Below are 21,920 nucleotides of genomic sequence, written 5' to 3' on the forward strand. Positions count from 1 at the left end.
CTCAAGCTCCTTGTGACGACGCGGGGGGAAAGTTCGACGGGAACAACGCCCGCTTGGTTTCATCGTCGTTCACCGTTTTCCACTCATGGCTTTTGCTAAGCGCCCGGGCGCGCGCGACGGCCGGGCGCGCATCCACGCTGGCGAACCAGCGCTTCAGTTCCGGAAACGGCGCCAGCGGGTCTTCAGCGCCCTTGCGCACGCGGGAGGCCCGGTCCAGCCAGCCCCACGCCGAAATGTCCGCAATGGTGAAGCTGTTGCCCACGATGAACTCGCGCCCCTTCAGATGCTCGTCCAGCACCTGATAGTGCCGGTCGGCTTCGCGGCGGTAACGGTTGACGGCGTAGTCCAGGCCATCCGGCGCGGCGAACTGGAAGTGCACCGCCTGGCCAGAGAACGGGCCAAGGCCAGACGCAATGAACAGCAGCCAGGACAACAGCTCGGGCCGGTCTTCGGGCGTGCCCACAAGCTTGCCGGTCTTATCGGCCAGGTAGATCAGGATGGCCGTCGAGTCGAAGACGCGCGCTTCCTTGCCGCCAGGGCCGTCGGTGTCAACAATTGCCGGCACTTTGCCGTTCGGATTGATGGCCCGAAAGGCCGGCGTGTGCTGCTGGCCTTTGCTGGTGTCGACCGGCACGGCTTCGTACTCCAGCCCGGTCTCTTCCAGGAAAAGCGCGATCTTGGCGGGATTAGGCGTCGGATGAAAGTAAAAACGAATCATGGCTGTTGTCTCGCTGTCGTGGTGGTCGATGGGACTGCTACCTTGCGCTTGGGACGGGCTGCCAGAAGCACGCCGCCGACGACGGCAAGAAGCGCAACGCCCTCTTCCCATGACGGCAACTCACCCAGGACGGGAATGGCGGTCAGCGCGGCAACCGCCGGAATCAGGGCAATGATGGCCGTCGCGGCCGACGGCCCCAGCAGCGCAACGGATCTGTTGAAGGACACGATGGCCACGCCGCTCATCAAGACGCCCTGATAGAACGCCTGCAAACCGATTTCACCGGGTGACGCCAAGTCAAGGCGGCTGAGCCCGGCAAATAGGTAGACCGGCAGAAACAACACGGCCGACCAGAAGCAAATCAACGCCGCGGCCTGCACCGGCGTCAGCGCGCTGCGCCGAAACAGCAGCGTATAAACGGCCCACATCGCGGCGGCAGTGATCAGCGCCAGAAGGCCTACCGGGTTCGCAACGCCGTGCGCCGAGGCGCCGCCCGCGATCATGCAGATCAGACCGATGACGATGGCCAGATAGCCCAGCAAGCGGCCCCTGCCTTGTTGTTCTTTCAGGAAGACCCAGGCGAAAAGCCCGACAAAAACGGGCATTAATGTCGGCGCCACGGCCGCCGCCCGACCGGCGGATGTGAGCTGCAAGCCCAGGGCGACCGCCAATACGAAGGGCATGCCCCACAGGCAGGCGTACAGCAGTCCTTCACCCCATTGTTTGGCGGACATGCGCCCGGAACCCCGCAGCAAGACGGGAAAAAGAATGACGGCGCCGATGCCGAACCGCAGCGCGGTGACATCCCACAAACGCAATTCGCGCGTCACGCTGAAACGCGTCACGACAAACCAGCCGGCGAAGATCAGGACGCTAAGGGCGGCCCAGCAGAGTCCTTGGAGGGTTTTTCGGGAGGGTTGCTGAAGGTGGGATACGGGAGCGGGTCCGATGGCGGGGTCCTGGATAGGGTCGGCGAGCTGCGTCATGCGGTGGCCTCCCCTGGGGCAAGCGGGTTGACGAAGGCACTTGCGTTGCAGGTGCCGTGCAATGTCTGCCGATTTTATATCGACTGCTATAAAACATGCCAGCGTTGATTTTCCCAGCGCGCCGATGAACGGCTAATGCGATGCCGCCGCATCAACAAAGGCAGACAGATCACGATTGAAGCGCTGCGTCTCTTCGATAAAGGGCGAGTGCCCCGCTTCTGGGTAGAACTTGCCGATGGCGCGCGGATTCAAGGCCTTGGCCCGGCTGAAGGACGGTCCGGCCTGAACCAACGCATCACGCGCACCGTAAATCAGCAACAGCGGCTTGTGCATGGCCCCCAAGCCCTTCGGCGCGTCCAACGACATACCATGCACGGCGTTCTGCATGTTCTGGGAGGCCATGGCGGCATTGGCCAGCAAACGTTGGAACGTCTGCGCGTCGGGCTGCTTGGCAAAGCACAGCGCCACGAACTCACGCTCGGCATCAAGATGCGTCTTGAGATCCGGCGATGCCATTGCGCTGTAGACCTGCGGATGCGACACGATTTGCTCGGGCTTCAGCTCGATGACACCGCCCACGTACACAGCGCCTGCGATTTTGTCGTCACCATAGGCAGCCAGATAATTCGTGGTCACGGCGGCGCCTAGCGACCATCCCACCAAGACAGGCTGCCGAGCTCCTGACCCAGCAATCACCGCTGCCAGATCATCCGCCCAACGTCGTCCATCACGGTAGGCATCGGCGCGCTCAGGTTGACCAGACAGGCCATGCCCGCGCATATCGAAAGTGATCAGCCGATACCGCTGCAACTGAGGGCTGTTGACCTGCTTTTCCCAACTCAGATGGCTGCCGAGCAAGCCGTGGATAAAGATGATGGGCTGCCCGTTCGGGTCACCGGCCTCTTGCACCGCGATGCGCACCCCATCAGGCGCCGTTACTGTGTAGGGGTCTGCGGCGGCCTGCGCCAGCGCGGACAGAGCCATCAAGGCCAAGGCGGCAAAGCCCTTGCGCCATTTGCTGAAGAGGTTGAAAGACATCATGTTGAAGCTCCTTCGAATGGAAAGAGCCCAGGCTAAAGCCTGACATTAGTGTCATAGTCAAGCGCGGATGATAAGGTTCGATCCATGAAAAAAACTGAGTCCACCACCCTGCTGAAGATCGGCGCGTTGGCGCAAGTAACCGGCGTCAGCGTGCGCTCTATTCGTCACTACGATCAGCACGGTCTGCTTGCATCAACGCGGGCCGAGAATGGCTACCGCGCCTTTGAGGCGGTGGCCGTCACGCAGGTCAAACAGATACAACGATTGATCGCCACCGGCTTCAGCTTGGAAGAAATCCGCAGCTTTCCGGATTGCATGTTGCTGATCGAAGGGGCTAAGGCATGCGCGAATATGACGGATGCGAAGCGCAAACGGCTGGAGATACTGGAGAAGCAGATTGAGGCGCTGGAAAAGCAGCGCCAGCGATTGCGAGGCATGCTGATTGAGGGGGGTGGGCAGGAGTGAGCCTTCGGTTTTCGTTTATTGCGATTTTCGTTTATTTCGAATAATCTCGCTCCTGAAAGTGCATTCACCTCAGGAGCTAGCCATGACCGCCATTGCCGAAACCAAGATGACCTTACCCGCCGCACGGGAAGTGGAGGCGGCTGTTCAAGGCCAGCGCGCGTTGGCCGCGTACCTGGCAACGCGCGTTGAAACACAACACATCCAGATCTTCGATGAACGGAACCAAGCCCATCAAGTAGAGTTGCCCACCTCTGCGCTGCGTCTGCTGGTCGACATCCTTGCCGAATTGGCCGCCGGCAATGCCGTAAAAGTCGTACCCGTCCATGCAGAACTGACGACCCAGGAAGCCGCGGACATGCTCAACGTCTCCCGCCCTCACCTGGTCAAGCTACTGGAGGATGGCGTGCTGCCATTCCATCGGACGGGGAAACATCGCAGAGTGCGGCTCGCGGACTTGACGCAGTACAAGGACGCACGCGACCGTGCTAGCGAAGAAGCCATGGCGGAGCTCGCCCGTCAGGCTCAGGAATCAAGCTTGGGTTACGAATGAGGCACTCCCCGTTTACTGCCATCTACGATGCCTGCGTACCCTACCCCGCGCCGCTGCGTGACTTCCTAATGTGGCTGGGACTGTCAGGGCGATTCCGTGCCCGCTGGAGTCGCGACATTCATGAGGAGTGGAAACGCAATCTACTGGTCAACCGGCCCGATCTGACACGTTCGCAAGTCGATCGCACTTCAGACCTGATGAATCGCGCAATCCCGGATGGCTTGGTGGATGGATATGAAGAGCTCATTGCGGGAGTGCGTCGGTGATGTTGCTGGCTGCCATAGTCGTATGGAAGGAAATCAAGGACATCACTACACGGCACGCCAAACCGCTTGGCAAGCGGTTTACCTACCCCGGTGAAGTTCATTCATTGGCGCCTTGCCCCACAGCGGTCGGCACATCGGCGCCCGGATGGCGGGCCAGTTCGATGAAGGCCCGCACGTAGTCAATGGCGCTGTCCGCCTCGCGCGCCCCAAGAAAAATCTGCTTGGCGATGCCGCGCACACCCAGCCGCACCGGCACCACATCCATCCGCGCCGCGTATTCCTCGACAAGCCAGCGCGGCAGAGCGGCCACACCGCGTCCGCTGGCCACCATCTGCACCATGATGTCGGTGGTTTCGATGGCTTTATGGCGCTTGGGCGTGACACCGGCCGGCAGCAGGAACTGGTTGTAGATGTCCAGCCGCTCGATGTCCACGGGGTAGCTGATCAGCACTTCCTGGTTCAGCTGTTGCGGCTTGACGTACGCAGCCGTTGCCAGGGGGTGGCCCTTGGGCACGACCAGCACCTGCTCGTAGTCGAACACGGGCTCGAACTTCAGACCCGGCTTGAACAGCGGGTCGGGCGTCACCAGCAGGTCGATCTCGTAGCCAAAAAGCGCGCCGATCCCGCCAAACTGGAACTTCTGCTTGACGTCCACATCCACGTCGGGCCAGGCCGCCAGATACGGTGAAACCACCTTCAGCAACCACTGATAGCAAGGGTGGCATTCCATGCCGATGCGCAGCGCGCCGCGTTCGCCCTGCGCGAACTGGCCCAGCCGCTCTTCGGCCAGGTCCAGTTGCGGCAGCACGCGGTTCGCCACCGCCAGCAGGTATTGGCCGGCCTGCGTCAAGCGCAGGCTTCGACCTTCGCGCAGCCAGACGTCGGTGCCCAGCTGCACCTCCAGCTTCTTCATGCTGTGGCTCAGGGCCGACTGGGTCAGGTTCAACACGCCCGCGGCGGCCGTCAACGACCCTTGCTTTTCGACCTGCTGGACGATGCTGAGATGGATGCGCTCAAGCATTCAGATGATTCCTGCTCATGGATTAGTGAAATAAAACCATTTTACTTCATCGTTACCCTCATCTAGCATGCGGTTCCAGCTTGATGCTGCAACTGCACAAAGACAGATGCGGCGCCGGGTAGATCCATTCATGTGAAGCAAAGATGACACGTCCACTCCGTCTAGTCGCAGTTTCCGGCGGACTGCAACGCCCCTCGAAGTCAGCGGCCCTGGCAGAACACCTGCTGGATCTCATCGCCGACCATATCCCGTGCGAACAGCACCTGGTTGAACTGGGCGAGCTCGCCCCGCAACTTGCTGGCGCCGTCTGGCGCTCGCAATTGCCCGACACGGTGGAGCGCGAGCTTGGCATGGTCGAACAAGCGGACATCCTGGTGGTGACAACCCCGGTCTACCGTGGCTCGTACACCGGCCTGTTCAAGCACTTCTTCGACTTCATTCATCAGGACGCCCTGGTCGACAAGCCCGTCTTGTTGGCGGCCACCGGCGGCAGCGAACGCCATGCCCTGATCATCGACCACCAGTTGCGGCCGCTGTTCAGCTTCTTCCAGGCACGCACCTTGCCGCTGGGCGTCTACGCCACCGACAAGGATTTTGCCGACTACCGCGTGCAGGACATGGCCCTGCTCGAACGGGCCCGACTGGCGGTCCAGCGCGCGTTGCCCTTGATCGAATTGATGCGCCATCCACGCACCGCCGCCGCACAAGAAGCGGTAGCAGCCTGACGCAAAGCCAATTCAAGCGCCGCCCGCAGCGGCGATAGCGTCCGTTGCCAAGCGGCAGCCGGACTCCGTATTCCTTACGCCAAAAACCGCACACGCCAACACCATGAGCAACGCCTTCACCTTCAACATCAAGAGCATTCCTTTTGATGAAAATTACCAGCCGTCCGACAGCACGCGCATCACGACCAACTTCGCCAATCTGGCCCGGGGCGCGAGTCGCCAGCAAAATCTGCGCAACACGCTGAAGATGATCGACCGGCGTTTCAATAGCCTGGCGCATTGGGACAACCCCCGGGGGGATCGCTACACGGTCGAACTCGAAATCATCTCCGTTGAAATGAACATCGCCGCCAACGCCGGCAGTGATGCGTTTCCGCTAATTGAAATCTTGAAGACCAACATCGTTGACCGCCATAACAACGAACGCATCGAAGGGATCGTCGGGAACAACTTCTCTTCGTACGTGCGCGACTACGACTTCAGCGTGCTTTTGCAAGAGCACAACAAGAACAAGTCCAGCTTCAGCTCGCCTGACGATTTCGGCGACTTGCACGGCAAGCTGTTCAAGCACTTTGTCGGTTCCAGCGCTTACCAAGAGCAGTTCAGCAAGCCGCCGGTCATCTGCATCAGCGCCTCGAGCAGCAAGACGTACCTGCGCACGGAAAATCAGCACCCCATCCTGGGCATTGAATATCAGCAAAACGAATTCTCGCCGACGGACCAGTACTTCGAAAAAATGGGCTTGCAGGTCCGTTACTTCATGCCCCCGGGCAGCGCGGCACCGCTGGCCTTTTACTTTCAGGGCGACCTGCTGGGCCACTACACGAACCTTGAGCTGATCAGCATCATCAGCACGATGGAAACATTCCAGAAGATCTACCGTCCCGAGATCTACAACGCCAATTCCGCCGCAGGGAAGGTCTATCAACCGAGCCTGAAGAATCAGGACTACTCGTTGACGCAGATTGTCTATGACCGCGATGAGCGCAGCCAACTCGCCGTGAAGCAGGGAAAGTTCACGGAAGAGCACTTCATCAAGCCCTACAAGCACGTGCTGGAAAGCTGGGCCGCCAACTACGCGCACTAATCACTCAAAAAACACACGAGACCAACTGATCATGAAAAAACTACTGCCCACCTCCACCGCCGGCAGCCTGCCCAAGCCTTCGTGGCTTGCTCAGCCTGAAAAACTCTGGTCGCCCTGGAAACTGCAAGACGAAGAGCTGATCGAGGGCAAACAAGACGCCTTGCGCCTGGCGCTGCAAGAACAACAGCACGCGGGCATTGATATCGTCAGCGACGGCGAGCAAACCCGTCAGCACTTTGTCACGACGTTCATCGAGCATCTCGACGGCGTTGATTTCGAAAAGCGCGAGACCGTTCGCATCCGTGATCGCTATGACGCGAGCGTGCCGACCGTGGTGGGCGCCGTCAGCCGTCAAAAGCCGGTGTTCGTTGAAGACGCCAAGTTCCTGCGTCAGCAAACCAAGCAACCCATCAAATGGGCGCTGCCTGGCCCCATGACGATGATCGACACGCTGTACGACGCCCACTACAAGAGCCGGGAAAAACTGGCCTGGGAATTCGCGAAGATCCTCAACCAGGAAGCCCGCGAATTGGAAGCCGCGGGCGTGGACATCATCCAATTCGATGAACCGGCATTCAACGTGTTCTTCGACGAGGTCAACGACTGGGGCATTGCCACGCTGGAACGAGCGATTGAAGGCCTGAAGTGCGAAACCGCCGTGCATATCTGCTACGGCTACGGCATCAAGGCCAATACCGACTGGAAGAAGACGCTGGGCTCCGAGTGGCGTCAGTACGAGGAATCGTTCCCCAAGCTGCAGAAGTCCAATATCGACATCATCTCGCTGGAATGCCACAACTCGCACGTGCCGATCGATCTGCTCGAACTGGTTCGCGGCAAGAAAGTGATGGTCGGCGCCATTGACGTGGCCAGCGATAAGGTGGAAACGCCGGAAGAAGTGGCCAATACGCTGAGAAAGGCGCTGAAGTTTGTGGATGCCGACAAGCTGTATCCGTGCACGAACTGCGGCATGGCGCCCTTGTCGAGGGCTATTGCGAAGGGGAAGCTGCTCGCTTTGAGCGAAGGCGCGGAAATCGTTCGCAAGGAACTGTTGGGCTGATGCGCGATGGTGTCAGACTGCATTTTTGCGCTGGCATCGGCGAAATTGCAGTCTGACTTCGCGGGCATGCGGGGCGCAGGCGGTGGTTTTATCTTTGTTCCGCCTACTGTTCCTTCAGCCCCAACGACTTGATCAATGGGGCGAACAATTTCTTCTCCTCCTGCACACGCGCGGCATACTCGGCCACGCTCAGCGGTAGCGCCTCGGCGCCGGCGTCCAGGAACCGCGCCTTGATCTCCGGCCGTGCCAGCACCTTGTTGATTTCGCCGTTCATGCGATCAACCACATCATCGCGGGTGTTGGCGGCGGCATACACGCCGAACAGGCTGTCCGCGAAAACGCCGTCAATGCCGGCCTCAGAAAAGGTTCGTATGTCGGGCGCCACGGCAGCCCGTTGCCGGCTCGCCACCGCCAGCACCTTCAGCTTGCCCGCTTGCACCATGGGAAAAACCGTGGCCGGTCCAAACGCAAAGTCGATCTGGCCCGCGGCCAGGTCTTGAATCGCCGGCGCCACGCCGCGATAGGGCGCATGCGTGGCCTGCATGCCGGTAGCCTGCTTGAGCAGCTCGCCAGCCAGATGCGGCGTCGTGCCGTTGCCGGCCGAACCGTAGTTGAGCGGATTGGGCTGCTTGCGCGCGTATTCGACGAACGCTTCAAGCGTATCGACGCCTAGCGAAGACCGGACGAACAGGAACAACTGGCTGTTGGCCAACAAGGCGACGGGCCGCAGGTCACGCTGCGGATCAAACGGCATGTTGGTGAACATCAGCGGGTTGACCGATTCAGTCGTCGATGGATTGAGCAAGAAGGTGTGGTTGTCTCGGCCGTTGCGCGCGACCTCGGCGCCCGCCACATTGCCGCCCGCGCCTCCCCGATTCTCCACGATAACGGTCTGCTTCAAGGCCTCGGCCAAATGCGGCTGTATCGTGCGCGTCAGCACGTCGACCAGCCCGCCAGGGGCCAGCCCCACGACCATGCGCACCGGCTTGGTAGGCCAGGCCTGAGACGGCGTTTGCGCCTGGCTGCCCGTCGCCCAGCCAGTCAGCGCCAGCAGCATCATGGCCAGGCAATGTCTACGCAACGGCATGCGATTCTCCTTATGGGCCGCCACCGCGCGATCCTGCGTACGGTGCGTCAGGTGCCGCACCCCGGTGAACCGCCTTGATGCCTCATCACGGCGGTGCCCTGCATCTGGCGCTTATTCTTCACAAAAGTTTAAGCATAAAGAATCCCGGATAACCCTAGTTTGCTGGGGAGGAGCAAGTGGGGCTTGGCGAGATTGCTTTAGTGCGGACAAAAAAAACGGGAGGCCTCGAATTCGAGGCCTCCCGTTCTTATTGGGCTGCGAGCTACCTCCCCAATTAAAACCACTGACAACCACGGCAAAAACAAAAAGAGCGCCGAAGCGCTCTTTCCTTTACCTCAACCCTTGAACAGGATCACTCCCACTCAATCGTCGCCGGCGGCTTGCTCGACACGTCATACACCACCCGGTTAATCCCGCGCACTTCATTAATAATCCGCGAAGAAACCCGAGCCAGCAGCGGGTGCGGCAGCGGCGCCCAATCAGCCGTCATGAAGTCAAACGTCTGCACCGCACGCAGCGCCACAACGTACTCATACGTCCGCCCATCGCCCATAACGCCCACCGACTTCACCGGCAGGAACACGGCAAACGCTTGCGACGTCAGCTCATACCAAGTCAGACCACTAGCTTCATCCTTGGTGTTCCGCAATTCTTCAATAAAGATCGCATCGGCACGGCGCAGCAGTTCAGCGTATTCATGCTTCACTTCGCCCAGAATCCGAACACCCAGACCCGGACCCGGGAACGGGTGGCGATACACCATCTGCGGCGGCAAACCCAACGCAACGCCCAGTTCGCGGACTTCGTCCTTGAACAGTTCGCGCAGGGGTTCCAGCAGTTGCAGGTTCAGCGTGTCCGGCAAACCGCCAACGTTGTGGTGCGACTTGATCGACGTGGCCTTGCCCGTCTTGGCGCCGGCGGATTCGATGACGTCGGGGTAGATCGTGCCCTGGGCCAGCCACTTGGCGCTTTGCTGCTTGCCGGCTTGTTCCTGGAACACTTCGACGAATTCGCGGCCGATGATCTTGCGCTTGGCTTCGGGGTCGTTAACGCCCGACAGCTTGCCCATGAATTGGGCGGTGGCGTCGACGTGAATGATCTTCACGCCCATGTTTTCCGCGAAGGTCTGCATGACCTGCTTGCCTTCGTCCAGGCGCAACAGGCCGTGGTCGACGAACACGCAGGTGAGCTGGTCGCCGATGGCCTTGTGGATCAGGGCGGCGGCAACAGAGGAATCCACGCCGCCGGACAGGCCCAGGATGACTTCGTCGGTGCCGACTTGCTCGCGGATGCGGGCGACGGCTTCGGCGACGTAGTCGGGCATGTTCCAGTCGCCCTGGCATTCGCAGATCTCGTTCACGAAGCGGGCCAGCATGGCCTTGCCTTGGACGGTGTGCGTGACTTCGGGGTGGAATTGAACGGCGTAGAAGCGGCGTTCTTCGTCGGCCATGCCGGCGATGGGGCACGACGGCGTGGATGCCATCAGCTTGAAGCCCGGGGGCAGCTCGGTGACCTTGTCGCCGTGGCTCATCCAGACCTTCAGCATGCCGTGGCCTTCGGGCGTGGTGAAGTCGTCCAGGCCTTCCAGCAGCTTGGTGTGGCCGTGGGCGCGCACTTCGGCGTAGCCGAATTCGCGGTGGTCCGAGAAGCTGACTACGCCGCCCAGTTGCTGCGCCATGGATTGCATGCCGTAGCAGATGCCCAGCACCGGCACGCCCAGTTCGAACACGGCGTGCGGCACGCGCATCGAGCCTTCTTCGTAGGCCGAGGCGTGGCTGCCGGACAGGATGATGCCCTTCAAGCCTTGCGCCATCTGCTCGCGCACGAAGGCGTCGTCGACGTCGCCGGGGTGCACTTCGGAATAGACGCCGGCTTCGCGGACGCGACGGGCGATCAGTTGGGTGACTTGCGAACCGTAGTCAAGAATGAGGATGCGCTGGTGCATTGAGCTCTACCGATTAAATAAAACCGCACCGGCAGAACCGCTGTTGTTAATGCGATTCTGCCGGTGCGTGATGCATGACATTGTAGTTGACTGTACGGATCAGTCGGCGCGGTAGTTGGGCGCTTCCTTGGTGATCTGCACGTCGTGTACGTGGGACTCGCGCACGCCGGCGGAGGTGATCTCCACGAATTCGGCCTTGGTGCGCATGTCGTCAATGGTGGCGGCGCCGCAGTAGCCCATCGAGGCGCGAATGCCGCCGACCAATTGGTAAATGATGGCCAGCACGCTGCCCTTGTAGGGGACGCGGCCTTCGATGCCTTCGGGGACCAGCTTGTCGGCGTTGTTGGACGGGTCCTGGAAGTAGCGGTCGGCCGAGCCGTCCGTCATGGCGCCCAGGCTGCCCATGCCGCGGTACGACTTGTACGAACGGCCTTGGAACAACACGACTTCGCCCGGGGCTTCTTCCGTGCCGGCGAACATGCCGCCCATCATGCACGCGAACGCGCCAGCGGCCAGCGCCTTGGCGACGTCGCCCGAGTAGCGGATGCCGCCGTCGGCGATCAGCGGAACGCCCGTGCCTTCCAGCGCCTTGGCGACTTCAGAGATGGCATGGATCTGCGGCACGCCCACACCGGCGACGATACGCGTGGTGCAGATGGAGCCGGGGCCGATACCGACCTTGACGCCGTCGGCACCGTACTCGACCAGTGCGCGCGCGGCGGCGGCGGTGGCGATGTTGCCGCCAATGACTTCAACCTTGGGGTAGTTCTGCTTGACCCAGCGCACACCTTCCAGCACGCCCTTGGAGTGGCCGTGCGCGGTGTCGACGATCAGGACGTCAACGCCGGCGGCAACCAGCTTTTCCACGCGCTCTTCGGTGCCCGCGCCCACGCCAACCGCTGCGCCAACGCGCAACTGGCCTTGGCCGTCTTTACTGGCCATCGGGTGTTCGGTGTTTTTGACGATGTCTTTGACGGTGGCCAGGCCACGCAGCTCAAAGCCGTCGTTCACGATCAGCACGCGCTCAAGGCGGTGCTTGTGCATCAGGGATTGCGCTTCGTCCAGCGTGGCGCCTTCCTTCATGGTGACCAGGCGTTCCTGCGGCGTCATGATGTTGCGCAGGGGCTGATCCAGGTTTTCTTCAAAACGCAGATCGCGGTTGGTCACGATGCCGACCAGCTTGCGGCCTTCAACCACCGGCAGGCCCGAAATGCCATGCTGGCGCTGCAACGCAATGGCGTCGCGCACTTTCATTTGGGGGGTGACGGTGACCGGATCGATCACGATGCCGAATTCGTGGCGCTTCACGCGAGCCACTTCACGGGCTTGGGCATCGGCGGACAAATTCTTGTGAATGATCCCGATGCCACCTTCTTGAGCCATGGCGATCGCCAGGCGAGCTTCGGTGACGGTGTCCATGGCGGCGGACACAAGCGGAATATTCAGGCTGATATTGCGGGTCAGGCGGGTGGCCAGGGAGGTGTCGCGCGGCAACACCTCGGAATACGCAGGCACCAACAACACATCGTCGAAGGTGAGCGCTTTTTGAACGAGACGCATGGGTAACTCCGGGCGCAAAGCAAGATTATACGCCGCCAGCAAGTTTTTTCTAGGGTCTACCCTAGGGTTGTACGGAATTTTTGCGTAGGCGGCGCCGCTCAACCGGCACCAGGGACGCCGGCAAACCGACCCCGGCTTTTCCCCTTGTTGTCGACATTCAACAAGCGCCATATTTTTACCCGGATTTTATTGACAGCCTATTTTTACCCGGATCATAATCCGCCCTGTGATTGATTTGAGATCAGACGAATCGGAACCGGGCACCATGACAAACCACCCCACCCCGCGCTACACCGCCTTTGACGGCCACCGCATTCTTGCCGCCGGACCGCTCGCCGACGTAGCGTTGGCGGTGAAACGCGCCATGTCCACAAGCAGCGGCCAGCCGCTGGTATTCAACGACAATACGGGCCAGCAGACCGACCTGGATCTGCGCGGCGACGATGCCGCCATCATCGCGCGCCACGCGCCCCCTGTAGACGTAGAAACCGATGCAATCGAACTTCCAGATGCGCAGCCGCGCGGGCGTGGCCGTCCCAAGCTGGGCGTGGTGCCGCGCGAAGTGACGCTATTGCCGCGCCATTGGGATTGGTTGGCCGCGCAGCCGGGCGGCGCATCGGTTGCGTTGCGCAAGCTGGTGGAGCAAGCGCGCCGCGACAACGACGCGCAAGACCAGCAACGCCAGCGCCAGGAAGCTACGTACCGCTTCATGTCCGCCATGGCGGGCAACCTGCCCGGCTTTGAAGAAGCGACCCGCGCGTTGTACGCAAATGACCGCGAGCGCTTTGCGCAATGCATCGCCCCGTGGCCCGAAGACGTGCGCGGCTACGCAGTGCGCCTGGCCTGGGATGCGGAAGCGGTGACGCACAAGCCCGCGTAAAACGCCACCAAGTTTCTGTAGGATTCGGATTGCGCCCTTCTCAAACTGGAATACAGGCATGCCACAACTTGTACTGCTTCTGTTGGGAGTTCCTTATCTGCGCAAGCGCTGGAAGGGCCTGTTCACGGCAGGCCTGTTTTTTCTGGTTGCGGGCATCGCCGTTTTCATCGACGCGCTGGACAACGCGCTGTACTTCCCGTTGAACGCCTTCGCCGTTCTCTTCATCGTGGAAGGGCTGGCCACGCTGATGATCGCGTCCAGCGGCGTGGGCGGGCAGCGCGTGCTGCGCTACGTGAAGGGGCTGTTCGTGCTGCTGGCCGGCAGCTTGATCCTGGCCGGCCACCATCACGGACACTTTGCCTTGTCGATGATCTTCGGCGCCTTGTTCCTGACCGACGGCGTATTGCAGTGCCTGGCGGCGTATGTGGTGCGCTACGAGCGTTGGCGCTACGCCTTTGCCGGTGGCATCGCTGAAATCCTGCTGGCCATTTTCTTTTTCCAGCCCTATCCCACCAACTATGTGGGCACCGTGCCGTATTGCCTGGGGCTGTTCCTGGGCATCGCGGGCGTGAAGCTGCTGTGGCTGGCGCGTCGGGTCAAGCACCTGGCGTCGAACCCGGCGTTTGCGTCCAATGTGTCACCGGACTTCATGCCCTCAGAGCCCGCATCCACCCCAGCTTCCAACGCAAGCGCGGCATTGGCGCCCCGCCCTCTGGGCCCGACGATGTGGGACGGCCCGCCCGCCGACTCCGAGCCCGCGCTGACGGTGCATGTGTGGACCCCGTCCGGCACGGCCAAGGCCCAGTCACGCAATCTTCCCTTGGTGGACCGTTACATTGCCGCCGTCGACATCAACGGCGTGATATCGACCGGACACGCCGCGCTGGAGTCGCCGGAAGGCATCTACATCAGTCTGTACCCCCGCGACGACATCGACCGGTCGCCCGACGAATTTGGCAACCTGCTGCGCGCCACCGCCGAAAACGACATCCCTGGCGTCTATCAACCCGACTACCCCACGGAATCCAAGGCGTGGTGCCCGTCGACCGTGCGCGTGCGTTTTCGTAACTACGACGCGCAGAAGCTGGCCGACTTCTGGCAAGAGTACCGCCAGGACAGCACCTACAACCTGACCCACCGCAACTGCTCCAGCTCGGTCGCGCGTGCGCTGGATGCCGCGCTGGACGGCGTGGTGGGCCGCCTGCATGGCAGCCAGGCCGGCTGGGGCGTGTTGCTGCGCCTGTTGCTGACGCCGGAATTGTGGGTGGCGTCACAGATCCGCAAACGCGCGCTCACCATGGCGTGGACGCCCGGGCTGACGCTGGACTACGCCCGCGCCATGAGCATGCTGGCCGACCCGCGCCCGTTTGGTTGGTGGAAGATGTCGCAATCGGCGCTGCGCCGGATCGCCACACTGCGGGCCAACTGGCGCCAGCAAGACCGCGATGCGCCGCTGCGCAGGCCGCCCGCCTGAGCTCCTCCGCGCCACCATCCGGAGTGTCAAGCTGCCGATGCGAACATTGACCCGGGTCACGCACCTTGCCAGCCGCATCGTCACACACGACATCTTGCCGCCGTTGCGCTTTAATGGACCCGTGCATGTCAACCAAGGACCATCATGTCCACGCCCAAGAACTTCTTGCTGTACGACGGAGACTGCCCCTTCTGCTCGAACTACGTACGGATGCTGCAATTGCAGAAAGCCGTGGGCCGGATCGAACTGCTGAACATGCGCGACCACCCCGACCTGGCCGTGGCCTACAAGGCGCAGGGCTATGACCTGAACCAGGGCATGCTGCTGCATCTGGATGGCCAGGATTACTGGGGCGCCGACTGCATCAACCGGCTGGCGATGCTTAGCACCGGCAACGATCTGTTCAACAGCTTGAACGCCGCGGTGTTTCGCAACCGCTGCCTGTCGACGGCGCTGTACCCCTTCATGCGCACAGGGCGCAGCCTGGCGCTGACCTTGCTGGGCAAGCGGAAGATGCAGTTGTAGGCATGGGAAACGTGGGCGCCTAGCTGCGGGCTGCCGCCCCGTCCACGACTGCATCCACGCCCATGACCCGTTGCAAGAACGCGTCCAGCGCCGGATTGTCATGCTGGGCATGCCAAACCAGATACATGTCGGCGTACAGATTGCGCTGGCCGATCGGCCGGAATTCCACGCCTTCAAAGCGCAGTTCTCGCGCGGAATCCGGAACGATGCCCACGCCCAGCCCGGCGCGTATCAGCGCCAGCAGCGTATGGGTTTGCCCGGCGCGTTGCACGTAGTCGGGCTGCACATCCGCAAGCCCGAACGCCCCCACGATACGGTCATAGAAGTACTTGCCTTCGCGCGGCGAATACAGCACGAAGGGCTGGCCCTGCAACAGGCGCAGCGGCACGGTCTCGTGTTCGCACAGCGGCGAGCCGACCGGTAGCGCCAGCACCAGGGGTTCGCGCTCGACCAACCGGGATTCAATGCCGGCTTGCTGCGGCACGCTGCGCGCCAGAATAACGTCCAGCTCGCGCGCCAACAGCAGCCGGGCCAGATCGGTGCTGACCGTCTCGCGCAATTGAATTTCAACGCCCGCCAAGAGCTTGCGCGCCCGCATGATCATCGACGGCATCAGCCGATAGGACGCCACCGCCGTAAAACCCAAGGTGATGTGCCCGGCCTCACCGCCGGACGTGCGCCGCGCCGTGGCGGCCGCGCGCGCCGAAAACTCCAGCAGATGGCGCGCATCGCGCAGAAAACGCCGGCCCGCCGCGCTAAGCAGCACCTGGCGGCTGTTGCGCTCGAACAGCGTCACACCCAGATCCTGTTCCAGCAACTGGATCTGGCGCGACAGCGGCGGTTGCGTCATGCATAGCCGTTCGGCGGCGCGGCCGAAGTGCAACTCTTCGGCCACCGCGATGAAACACTCCAGCTGACGGAATTCCATCGATTCAATCCTTGAATTGATCAATGCTATTTATAGCTCGAACGGCTATCCATCGAAAGCCGTTTCTATACTCCGAAAAAATGGCCGCGTACCGGCCAGCAAGACCCAAAGGAGCATCACCGCAGCACGTTGGTTTTTCGCGGCGCAAGCCGCTTGCCAACGCAAATTCACCCCAAAAAAGAGAAGAGACATGGAGACAACCCCCATCGCCCGACCGCGCGTCCGGCTCATCGCCGCGGCGCTGGCCCTGGCCGCCACCGCCGCATTGCCGTTCAGCACGCAGGCCGCCGGATACCCCGAGCGCCCCATCAACCTGATCGTGCCCTTCTCGCCGGGCGGCGGCACCGATATCTCGGCGCGCCTCTTGGCCGTGGCGCTCACCGAGAAACTGGCGGCGTCGGTGGTGGTGGACAACCGCCCCGGCGCGGGCGGGCAGATCGCCGCGGACCTGGTGGCGCGCTCGCCGGCCGACGGCTACACGCTGCTATTCGCCAATTCCGGCATGCTGGCGATCAACCCCTGGATCTACAAGCTGCATTCAGACCCGGCCACCGCGTTTGCGCCGGTGTCGCTGTTTTCGGATCTGCCCTTCGTGCTGGTCGTGCCCGCCACCCTGCCGGCCAAGAACGTGGCGGACCTGGTCACGCTGGCCAAAGCCGAGCCGGGCAAGCACACCTTTGCCAGCTCCGGCACAGGCGGCGCGCCGCATTTGTCGGGTGAGATCTTCCAGCAAGCAACCGGCGTCGACCTGATGCACGTGCCGTACAAAGGCGGCGGCCCCGCCATGACCGACCTGATGGCTGGCCGGGTCGACATGCTGTTTGCCTCCGTGCTGGAGACCATGCCCTATGTCACCGCGGGCAAGCTGCGCGCGCTGGCCGTCACGGGCGACAGTCGCTCGCCGGCCATGCCCAACGTGCCGACCATCGACGAAGCCGGCGTGAAGAACGCGCAATCCGGCTCCTGGACCGCGGTGCTGGCGCCGGCCGGCACGCCGCCCGCCGTGATCGAAAAACTATCGCAGGCCATCCGCGATGTTGCCAACGACCCGGCCATCAAGACCAAGCTGGAATCGCAAGGCGCCGTGGCGCACGGGTCCACCCCGCAGCAACTGCAGGCGCTGGCCGCCAGCGAACGCGCGCGCTACGGGCAGATCATCAAGGCCCGCAACATCCAGACCAACTGAGCTTGACCCGGCCCGGGTAACGCCGGGCCGTTTTCGATGAAACCTCCATCCCAATAAGCCGCACCCATGACCGATTCCCTGCCCTCCTCCGCCCCGCACCTGTTGATGGTCGGCCCTTTGCTGCCGGACCTGATTGCGGACCTTGAATCGCGCTATCACGTGCATCGCTTGTGGGAAGCGACCGACGCCGACGCGTTGCTGCGCGAACAGGGTGCGAACATACGCGGCATCGCCACCAGCGGCCGCTTTGGTGCGACCGCCGACTTGATCAACGCGCTGCCGGCACTGGAAGGTATCTTCAGTTTTGGCGTGGGCTACGACACCATAGCCGTAGCTGCCGCGAAGGCGCGCGGCGTGGTCGTCACCAACACACCGGGCGTGCTGGACGCCTGCGTGGCCGACACGGCGCTGGCCTTGATGCTGGCCGCGCCGCGCCGCATCGCCGAAGCCGACCGCTTCGTGCGCGCCGGCCGCTGGCCCAATGAAGGCTTTCCGCTGGGCACCCGCATGAGCGGCAAGCGCTGCGGCATCGTGGGCCTGGGCAATATCGGCTTGCAGATCGCCCGCCGCGCCGCGGCCTTCGACATGGAAATCCTGTACACCAACCGCAAGCCGCGCGCGGACGCGCCGGCGGAATATCGCTACGTGGCAGACATTGAAACGCTGGCCGCGCAGTGCGACTTCCTGGTGCTGGCCGTGCCGGGTGGCGGCGCCACGCAGCACATGGTGAACGCGCGGGTGCTGGACGCGCTGGGTCCGCAGGGCTGGCTGATCAACATTGCGCGCGGCACCGTGGTTGACGAAGCCGCGCTGGTCAGCGCTTTGGAGAACAAGCGCATCGCGGGCGCGGGGTTGGATGTGTTCGAGCACGAACCCGAGACCCCGGCCGCGCTGCACGCGATGGACAACGTGGTGCTGCTGCCGCACATCGCCAGCGGCACGCACGAAACCCGCCGCGCCATGGCCGATTTGATGGTGGCGAACCTGGACGGCTGGTTTCGGGATGAGAAAGTGCTGACGCGGGTCGTCTAGACCCTGGGCGTCAAGCCAACGGCGCCTGTCGAACAGGCAGCGCGCGCCGGCTGGCTATTCGCTGACCCACTTCAGCTCCGGCGACGGCGCGCCTTCTTGCTGAAAGTACAAAATCGCCGCCGCGGCCAGCTCGCGGCTCACGCACTGATACTGCTGATAGCTGCCCGACTGGCCGCCCACCACCACGTCTTCGTCATGGTCTTCCGACCGCGACGGATCGATCAGCGTATAGATGCGAGCGTCGTCGTCCAGCGTGATGGACACCACGAATGTATCCGCCCCGCCCCCAACCGCCATGACGGTCTCGTCTTCGGTCACAAACGCGATGGAGCTGAACTCCGCGCCGTCCAATTGGTCCAGCGCGGCAAGCGCTTCCGCGATGGACGGATCGGCGCGTTCGCTAACGGCTGCCCGGTCGCCCTGGCGACGTTCTTCAATGAGTTTTTTTATTTTCACGATCGTAAAAGCCCCTGATGATGCACGCCGGGCCTCCCGCGTGGGCCGGCGTCTGAGTGCGATCGCCCCCCGAAATTCAGAGCGATGACTTTTGCCAGTCTACCGGCTCTGCGCCGCGGGCGCTTTCGCGCCAGGAGTCGGCATCAGAACTTGACCGAGCACCGGATGCCCGAGGGGATGGCGTTGCCCTCGTTGGGCACACGCAGCAATACCGTGAAGGTCCCGCTGGCCGCGTCCATCACGCGGTCGATGCGCCACACCTTGCCTTGCAGCGGCTTGTCACTGATCGCCGTGTTCACCGTGACCTGCGCCGCCGCGTCCGCCTGGATCTGGCCGTACAAGCCTTCCGGCACCACCACCTTGACCAATAGTGGATTGATCTGCGCCAGCTTGACGATCTTGTTGTCGTTGACGCGATCGCCCGGTCCCGCATAACGCTCGGCCACAACGCCATCAAACGGACTCTTGATGCTGCGTTCAGCCAGAATCGCCTGTTGCAGGGCGACTTGCAACTGCGCCTGACGGCTGCGCGAGGTCATCTCGTCGTAGTCGCCCGCGGGCAGCAATTTGCGCTTGAAGAGATCTGCGTTGCGGTCCACGACGCGCCCCAGGTAGGCGGCTTCCGCGCGGCGCAACCCAAGCGTCGCTTCGTCGACGCTGGTGTTCAGTTCGGCCACCACCTGGCCTTTCTTCACGACGTCGCCGCGCTGAACCAGCACCTTGCTCAGCACGCCGGCCGACGCGCTGCCCAGCTCTGACACCTGAAAGGGTTCGATCAGGCAGGCCATCGGTGTTTGCAGGGTGTCGCCCTGCGAGGACAAGGCGGGTTCCGTCAGCACCGGCAGGCGCGCATCGGGCGGCAAGCCCTGCGCGGCGGCGCTGGCGATCAGGCCGCTGAATAGACCGAAGCAAAAGAAGCGTAGGCGATGTGTCATAGATTTTTGGAGATCAATCCCCTGCCCGGAAAAGGACAAGGAGTTTTCAAGTTCTTCATCCGCGGCCACCATGTGGCGGCGCTCGCGGGCCAGTTTCTTTTCCGTGCGGGCCTGGGCGTAGCGCAGCCAGCGGGCCGCCAAGCCGTGTCCGCCCATTGAACGCAGCAACTGCGCGGGCTTCGCCCACGCCTTGCCCGCCACGCTATCCAGCACCGCGTCTTCCCAAGACAGAATGGCTTCGACGTGGCCGGGGTCGCCCTGGCGGCCGCAGCGGCCTTCCAATTGGCGGTCGATGCGCGCCGACTCATGCCGTTCGGTCAGAATCACGTGCAGCCCGCCCGCCTCGCGCGCCGCATCCGACAGCGGAATATCGGTGCCGCGCCCGGCCATGTTGGTGGCGATCATGATGCTGCCGATCTGGCCGGCCTGCGCAATCATGTCGGCCTCGTCCGCGTCCTGTTTGGCGTTCAGGACCACCGCAGGCAACCCGGCCTGGAGCAATACTTGCGCCACCTGTTCCGACGCCGCCACCGAGCGCGTGCCGATCAGCACCGGCACGCCTTGCGCGTGCAACACGCGGGTGCGGTCGAGCACCGCGGCCCACTTTTCGTTCAAGGTGGCGTACACCGCATCGGGCGCATGACGACGGCGTGAGCGGCGATGCGTGGGAATGCGCACCACCGGCAGGTCATACACCCGCCCCAGTTCCGCACGGATTTCCGCCGCAGTACCCGTCATGCCCGACAAGAGCAGATAGTGTTTGAAGAAGCGCTGATAGCTGATGCTCTTTAACGTGGAACGCGGTTCGCTCAGCGCCAGCCCTTCCTTGTGTTCCAGCATCTGGTGCAAGCCCTGGCCCCAGGACCGGTCCGGCATGACGCGCCCGGTGAACTCGTCCACCACCATGATTTTCTCGTCGCGGATGATGTATTGCTCGTCCAGGCGGTACATGTGCAGCACCGTCAGCGCGCTAAGCACCAGTTCTTCACGGCGAAACGGAATGCTCCAGGGCGCGGGCAAATTGGCGCATTCGGCGCGCAGATGTTCACGGCCCAGCTCGGTCAGCGTCACCCGGCGTTCCCCGCGCAGCAGCCGGTAATGCGCGGGGTCCATCGCGCCGGCCAGGTCCATGGCCTGGCGCGTCACGTCGGTGCTGTCGTCTTCCTGCACACCGGAAATAATCAGCGGCGTGCGCGCCTCATCCACCAGCACGCTGTCGGCCTCGTCCACGATGGCAAAACACAGGCCACGCAGGTACAGCTGACTCAGCCGCCCCTGCTCGCCCCGCAGCCGCTCCAGCCGCAACGCGTCTTCGTCCTTGCCGCCGTCCAGCACAATCAGGTCACGCAGGTAGTCGAACACCAGCGTCTTGTTCGAGCAATACACCACGTTTGCCTGATACGCCTTGCGGCGCGTGGGGATGTCCATCTCCATGCTGACCCAGGCCACTGACAGGCCCAGCGCTTCGTAGATCGGCCCCATGATCTGCGCGTCGCGCTCAACCAGGTAGTCGTTGGTGGTGATCACATGCACGGGCAGCCCAGCCATGGCGACCGTGGCGGCGGGCAGCGTGGCGGTCAGCGTCTTGCCTTCGCCCGTGTTCATCTCGGCGACCATGCCTTGCAGCATGGCCCAGCCGCCCATCAACTGCACATCGAAGTGCGCCTTGCCCACCGTCAACCGCCCCGCCTGCCGGATCAGCGCAAACGCGCGCGCGGCGCTGGCGGGGGTGATGCCGTTGCAGCGCAGGTCATAGGCAATTTCATCCGCGCGCTGGCGCACGCCGGCCAAGTCGATGTCGCCCAGCGCTTTGGTCTCGCGGTGCACGCGGGCCACGATGCGGCGGGTGCGCGACAGCGGCTGGCGGCGCTTCCTGCCCAACCAGCGCAAGGCCGCCGTGCCCCAGGCTTCGAGCTTGTTCGGATGCCGCTCGCTCTCTTTTTCAGGATAGAGCGGGTCCGGGTTCAGGGTGGCAAAGGCGTGCATATCAGGG

20 protein-coding genes and 1 pseudogene are annotated in these 21,920 nt (G+C 62.7%); 11 read left to right on the forward strand and 10 right to left on the reverse strand.

The window, feature by feature from the left end; genetic code table 11:
• Position 1: 1 nt before the first annotated feature.
• The 3 genes from P8T11_RS07435 to P8T11_RS07445 all read right to left on the reverse strand — a co-directional run bounded on the left by P8T11_RS07435 (position 2) and on the right by P8T11_RS07445 (position 2,742).
• On the reverse strand, positions 2–718 hold the full coding sequence (locus P8T11_RS07435) for a glutathione S-transferase family protein (RefSeq protein ID WP_268077546.1): 717 nt from the start codon (positions 716–718) through the stop codon (positions 2–4).
• Complete coding sequence (locus tag P8T11_RS07440; protein WP_268077545.1) at positions 715–1,704, reverse strand: DMT family transporter; 990 nt, start codon at positions 1,702–1,704, stop codon at positions 715–717. Before P8T11_RS07440 ends, P8T11_RS07435 begins: the two co-directional genes overlap by 4 nt.
• Before the next feature lie 132 nt (positions 1,705–1,836).
• On the reverse strand, positions 1,837–2,742 hold the full coding sequence (locus P8T11_RS07445) for an alpha/beta fold hydrolase (RefSeq protein WP_268082423.1): 906 nt from the start codon (positions 2,740–2,742) through the stop codon (positions 1,837–1,839).
• Positions 2,743–2,829: 87 nt separating this feature from the next.
• On the opposite strand from P8T11_RS07445, the gene P8T11_RS07450 reads away from it, so the two are divergent.
• The 3 genes and pseudogenes from P8T11_RS07450 to P8T11_RS07460 all read left to right on the forward strand — a co-directional run.
• Complete coding sequence (locus P8T11_RS07450) at positions 2,830–3,210, forward strand: MerR family transcriptional regulator (protein ID WP_268077544.1); 381 nt, start codon at positions 2,830–2,832, stop codon at positions 3,208–3,210.
• A gap of 82 nt (positions 3,211–3,292) precedes the next feature.
• Positions 3,293–3,760 carry a helix-turn-helix domain-containing protein gene (locus P8T11_RS07455; RefSeq protein ID WP_268077543.1) on the forward strand — a complete coding sequence of 156 codons (468 nt, stop codon included), beginning with the start codon at positions 3,293–3,295 and terminating at the stop codon, positions 3,758–3,760.
• Positions 3,757–4,017 (forward strand): annotated as a pseudogene (locus tag P8T11_RS07460) (PIN domain-containing protein); the annotation flags it as partial. The gene P8T11_RS07455 and the pseudogene P8T11_RS07460, both read left to right, overlap by 4 nt.
• A gap of 106 nt (positions 4,018–4,123) precedes the next feature.
• Here P8T11_RS07460 and P8T11_RS07465 read toward each other — a convergent pair.
• Positions 4,124–5,047 (reverse strand): LysR family transcriptional regulator, encoded by a 924-nt coding sequence (locus P8T11_RS07465; protein ID WP_268077542.1) that lies wholly within the window; start codon positions 5,045–5,047, stop codon positions 4,124–4,126.
• A 143-nt stretch (positions 5,048–5,190) separates the two neighbouring features.
• Between P8T11_RS07465 and msuE the strand changes: the two genes are divergently transcribed.
• The 3 genes from msuE to P8T11_RS07480 all read left to right on the forward strand — a co-directional run bounded on the left by msuE (position 5,191) and on the right by P8T11_RS07480 (position 7,919).
• The gene (gene msuE / locus P8T11_RS07470) at positions 5,191–5,772 is read left to right on the forward strand and encodes an FMN reductase (protein WP_268077541.1); all 582 of its coding nucleotides are present in this window, start codon (positions 5,191–5,193) and stop codon (positions 5,770–5,772) included.
• Positions 5,773–5,875: 103 nt separating this feature from the next.
• Positions 5,876–6,859 (forward strand): DUF1852 domain-containing protein, encoded by a 984-nt coding sequence (locus tag P8T11_RS07475; RefSeq protein ID WP_268077540.1) that lies wholly within the window; start codon positions 5,876–5,878, stop codon positions 6,857–6,859.
• A gap of 31 nt (positions 6,860–6,890) precedes the next feature.
• Positions 6,891–7,919: a methionine synthase gene (locus tag P8T11_RS07480; RefSeq protein WP_268077539.1), complete on the forward strand. Its 1,029-nt coding sequence runs from the start codon at positions 6,891–6,893 to the stop codon at positions 7,917–7,919.
• A 103-nt stretch (positions 7,920–8,022) separates the two neighbouring features.
• On the opposite strand, the gene P8T11_RS07485 is transcribed toward P8T11_RS07480, so the two are convergent.
• The 3 genes from P8T11_RS07485 to guaB form a co-directional block, all read right to left on the reverse strand.
• Positions 8,023–9,006, reverse strand: a complete 984-nt coding sequence (locus P8T11_RS07485; protein WP_268077538.1) for a Bug family tripartite tricarboxylate transporter substrate binding protein — start codon at positions 9,004–9,006, stop codon at positions 8,023–8,025.
• A 352-nt stretch (positions 9,007–9,358) separates the two neighbouring features.
• Entirely contained in the window at positions 9,359–10,951 is a 1,593-nt protein-coding gene (gene guaA, locus P8T11_RS07490) for a glutamine-hydrolyzing GMP synthase (RefSeq protein ID WP_268077537.1), read from the reverse strand.
• A 99-nt stretch (positions 10,952–11,050) separates the two neighbouring features.
• Positions 11,051–12,511: an IMP dehydrogenase gene (guaB, locus tag P8T11_RS07495; RefSeq protein WP_050449705.1), complete on the reverse strand. Its 1,461-nt coding sequence runs from the start codon at positions 12,509–12,511 to the stop codon at positions 11,051–11,053.
• A 265-nt stretch (positions 12,512–12,776) separates the two neighbouring features.
• On the opposite strand from guaB, the gene P8T11_RS07500 reads away from it, so the two are divergent.
• The 3 genes from P8T11_RS07500 (at position 12,777) to P8T11_RS07510 (ending at position 15,390) form a co-directional block, all read left to right on the forward strand.
• Complete coding sequence (locus P8T11_RS07500) at positions 12,777–13,391, forward strand: DUF2239 family protein (RefSeq protein WP_268077536.1); 615 nt, start codon at positions 12,777–12,779, stop codon at positions 13,389–13,391.
• Positions 13,392–13,449: 58 nt separating this feature from the next.
• The gene (locus P8T11_RS07505) at positions 13,450–14,865 is read left to right on the forward strand and encodes an HdeD family acid-resistance protein (RefSeq protein ID WP_268077535.1); all 1,416 of its coding nucleotides are present in this window, start codon (positions 13,450–13,452) and stop codon (positions 14,863–14,865) included.
• Positions 14,866–15,009: 144 nt separating this feature from the next.
• Positions 15,010–15,390, forward strand: a complete 381-nt coding sequence (locus tag P8T11_RS07510; protein ID WP_100856120.1) for a DCC1-like thiol-disulfide oxidoreductase family protein — start codon at positions 15,010–15,012, stop codon at positions 15,388–15,390.
• Between the two features lie 19 nt (positions 15,391–15,409).
• Here P8T11_RS07510 and P8T11_RS07515 read toward each other — a convergent pair whose 3' ends face one another.
• Positions 15,410–16,318 carry a LysR family transcriptional regulator gene (locus P8T11_RS07515; RefSeq protein ID WP_268077534.1) on the reverse strand — a complete coding sequence of 303 codons (909 nt, stop codon included), beginning with the start codon at positions 16,316–16,318 and terminating at the stop codon, positions 15,410–15,412.
• Positions 16,319–16,508: 190 nt separating this feature from the next.
• Here P8T11_RS07515 and P8T11_RS07520 point away from each other — a divergent pair, with 190 nt between their 5' ends.
• Together P8T11_RS07520 and P8T11_RS07525 are read left to right on the forward strand one after the other, a co-directional pair.
• On the forward strand, positions 16,509–17,504 hold the full coding sequence (locus P8T11_RS07520; protein WP_268077533.1) for a Bug family tripartite tricarboxylate transporter substrate binding protein: 996 nt from the start codon (positions 16,509–16,511) through the stop codon (positions 17,502–17,504).
• A 66-nt stretch (positions 17,505–17,570) separates the two neighbouring features.
• Positions 17,571–18,536 carry a 2-hydroxyacid dehydrogenase gene (locus P8T11_RS07525; RefSeq protein ID WP_268077532.1) on the forward strand — a complete coding sequence of 322 codons (966 nt, stop codon included), beginning with the start codon at positions 17,571–17,573 and terminating at the stop codon, positions 18,534–18,536.
• Positions 18,537–18,590: 54 nt separating this feature from the next.
• On the opposite strand, the gene P8T11_RS07530 is transcribed toward P8T11_RS07525, so the two are convergent.
• Both P8T11_RS07530 and P8T11_RS07535 read right to left on the reverse strand, forming a co-directional pair.
• A complete protein-coding gene (locus P8T11_RS07530) occupies positions 18,591–18,992 on the reverse strand; it encodes a hypothetical protein (protein WP_268077531.1) in 402 nt (133 codons plus the stop codon).
• 143 nt (positions 18,993–19,135) lie between these two features.
• The gene (locus P8T11_RS07535; protein ID WP_278072166.1) at positions 19,136–21,913 is read right to left on the reverse strand and encodes an efflux RND transporter periplasmic adaptor subunit; all 2,778 of its coding nucleotides are present in this window, start codon (positions 21,911–21,913) and stop codon (positions 19,136–19,138) included.
• Positions 21,914–21,920 lie beyond the last annotated feature (7 nt).

The sequence above is a fragment of the Achromobacter spanius genome (genome assembly GCF_029637605.1).
In the GTDB taxonomy this organism is placed as follows: Bacteria; Pseudomonadota; Gammaproteobacteria; order Burkholderiales; family Burkholderiaceae_B; genus Achromobacter; species Achromobacter spanius_E.

Excerpts from the sequence above, each read along its gene's own strand:
- P8T11_RS07435 (WP_268077546.1), bottom strand. The coding sequence starts at position 718 with ATGATTCGTTTTTACTTTCATCCGACGCCTAATCCCGCCAAGATCGCG.
- P8T11_RS07440 (WP_268077545.1), bottom strand. The coding sequence starts at position 1,704 with ATGACGCAGCTCGCCGACCCTATCCAGGACCCCGCCATCGGACCCGCT.
- P8T11_RS07445 (WP_268082423.1), bottom strand. The coding sequence starts at position 2,742 with ATGTCTTTCAACCTCTTCAGCAAATGGCGCAAGGGCTTTGCCGCCTTG.
- P8T11_RS07450 (WP_268077544.1), top strand. The coding sequence starts at position 2,830 with ATGAAAAAAACTGAGTCCACCACCCTGCTGAAGATCGGCGCGTTGGCG.
- P8T11_RS07455 (WP_268077543.1), top strand. The coding sequence starts at position 3,293 with ATGACCGCCATTGCCGAAACCAAGATGACCTTACCCGCCGCACGGGAA.
- P8T11_RS07465 (WP_268077542.1), bottom strand. The coding sequence starts at position 5,047 with ATGCTTGAGCGCATCCATCTCAGCATCGTCCAGCAGGTCGAAAAGCAA.
- msuE (WP_268077541.1), top strand. The coding sequence starts at position 5,191 with ATGACACGTCCACTCCGTCTAGTCGCAGTTTCCGGCGGACTGCAACGC.
- P8T11_RS07475 (WP_268077540.1), top strand. The coding sequence starts at position 5,876 with ATGAGCAACGCCTTCACCTTCAACATCAAGAGCATTCCTTTTGATGAA.
- P8T11_RS07480 (WP_268077539.1), top strand. The coding sequence starts at position 6,891 with ATGAAAAAACTACTGCCCACCTCCACCGCCGGCAGCCTGCCCAAGCCT.
- P8T11_RS07485 (WP_268077538.1), bottom strand. The coding sequence starts at position 9,006 with ATGCCGTTGCGTAGACATTGCCTGGCCATGATGCTGCTGGCGCTGACT.
- guaA (WP_268077537.1), bottom strand. The coding sequence starts at position 10,951 with ATGCACCAGCGCATCCTCATTCTTGACTACGGTTCGCAAGTCACCCAA.
- guaB (WP_050449705.1), bottom strand. The coding sequence starts at position 12,511 with ATGCGTCTCGTTCAAAAAGCGCTCACCTTCGACGATGTGTTGTTGGTG.
- P8T11_RS07500 (WP_268077536.1), top strand. The coding sequence starts at position 12,777 with ATGACAAACCACCCCACCCCGCGCTACACCGCCTTTGACGGCCACCGC.
- P8T11_RS07505 (WP_268077535.1), top strand. The coding sequence starts at position 13,450 with ATGCCACAACTTGTACTGCTTCTGTTGGGAGTTCCTTATCTGCGCAAG.
- P8T11_RS07510 (WP_100856120.1), top strand. The coding sequence starts at position 15,010 with ATGTCCACGCCCAAGAACTTCTTGCTGTACGACGGAGACTGCCCCTTC.
- P8T11_RS07515 (WP_268077534.1), bottom strand. The coding sequence starts at position 16,318 with ATGGAATTCCGTCAGCTGGAGTGTTTCATCGCGGTGGCCGAAGAGTTG.
- P8T11_RS07520 (WP_268077533.1), top strand. The coding sequence starts at position 16,509 with ATGGAGACAACCCCCATCGCCCGACCGCGCGTCCGGCTCATCGCCGCG.
- P8T11_RS07525 (WP_268077532.1), top strand. The coding sequence starts at position 17,571 with ATGACCGATTCCCTGCCCTCCTCCGCCCCGCACCTGTTGATGGTCGGC.
- P8T11_RS07535 (WP_278072166.1), bottom strand. The coding sequence starts at position 21,913 with ATGCACGCCTTTGCCACCCTGAACCCGGACCCGCTCTATCCTGAAAAA.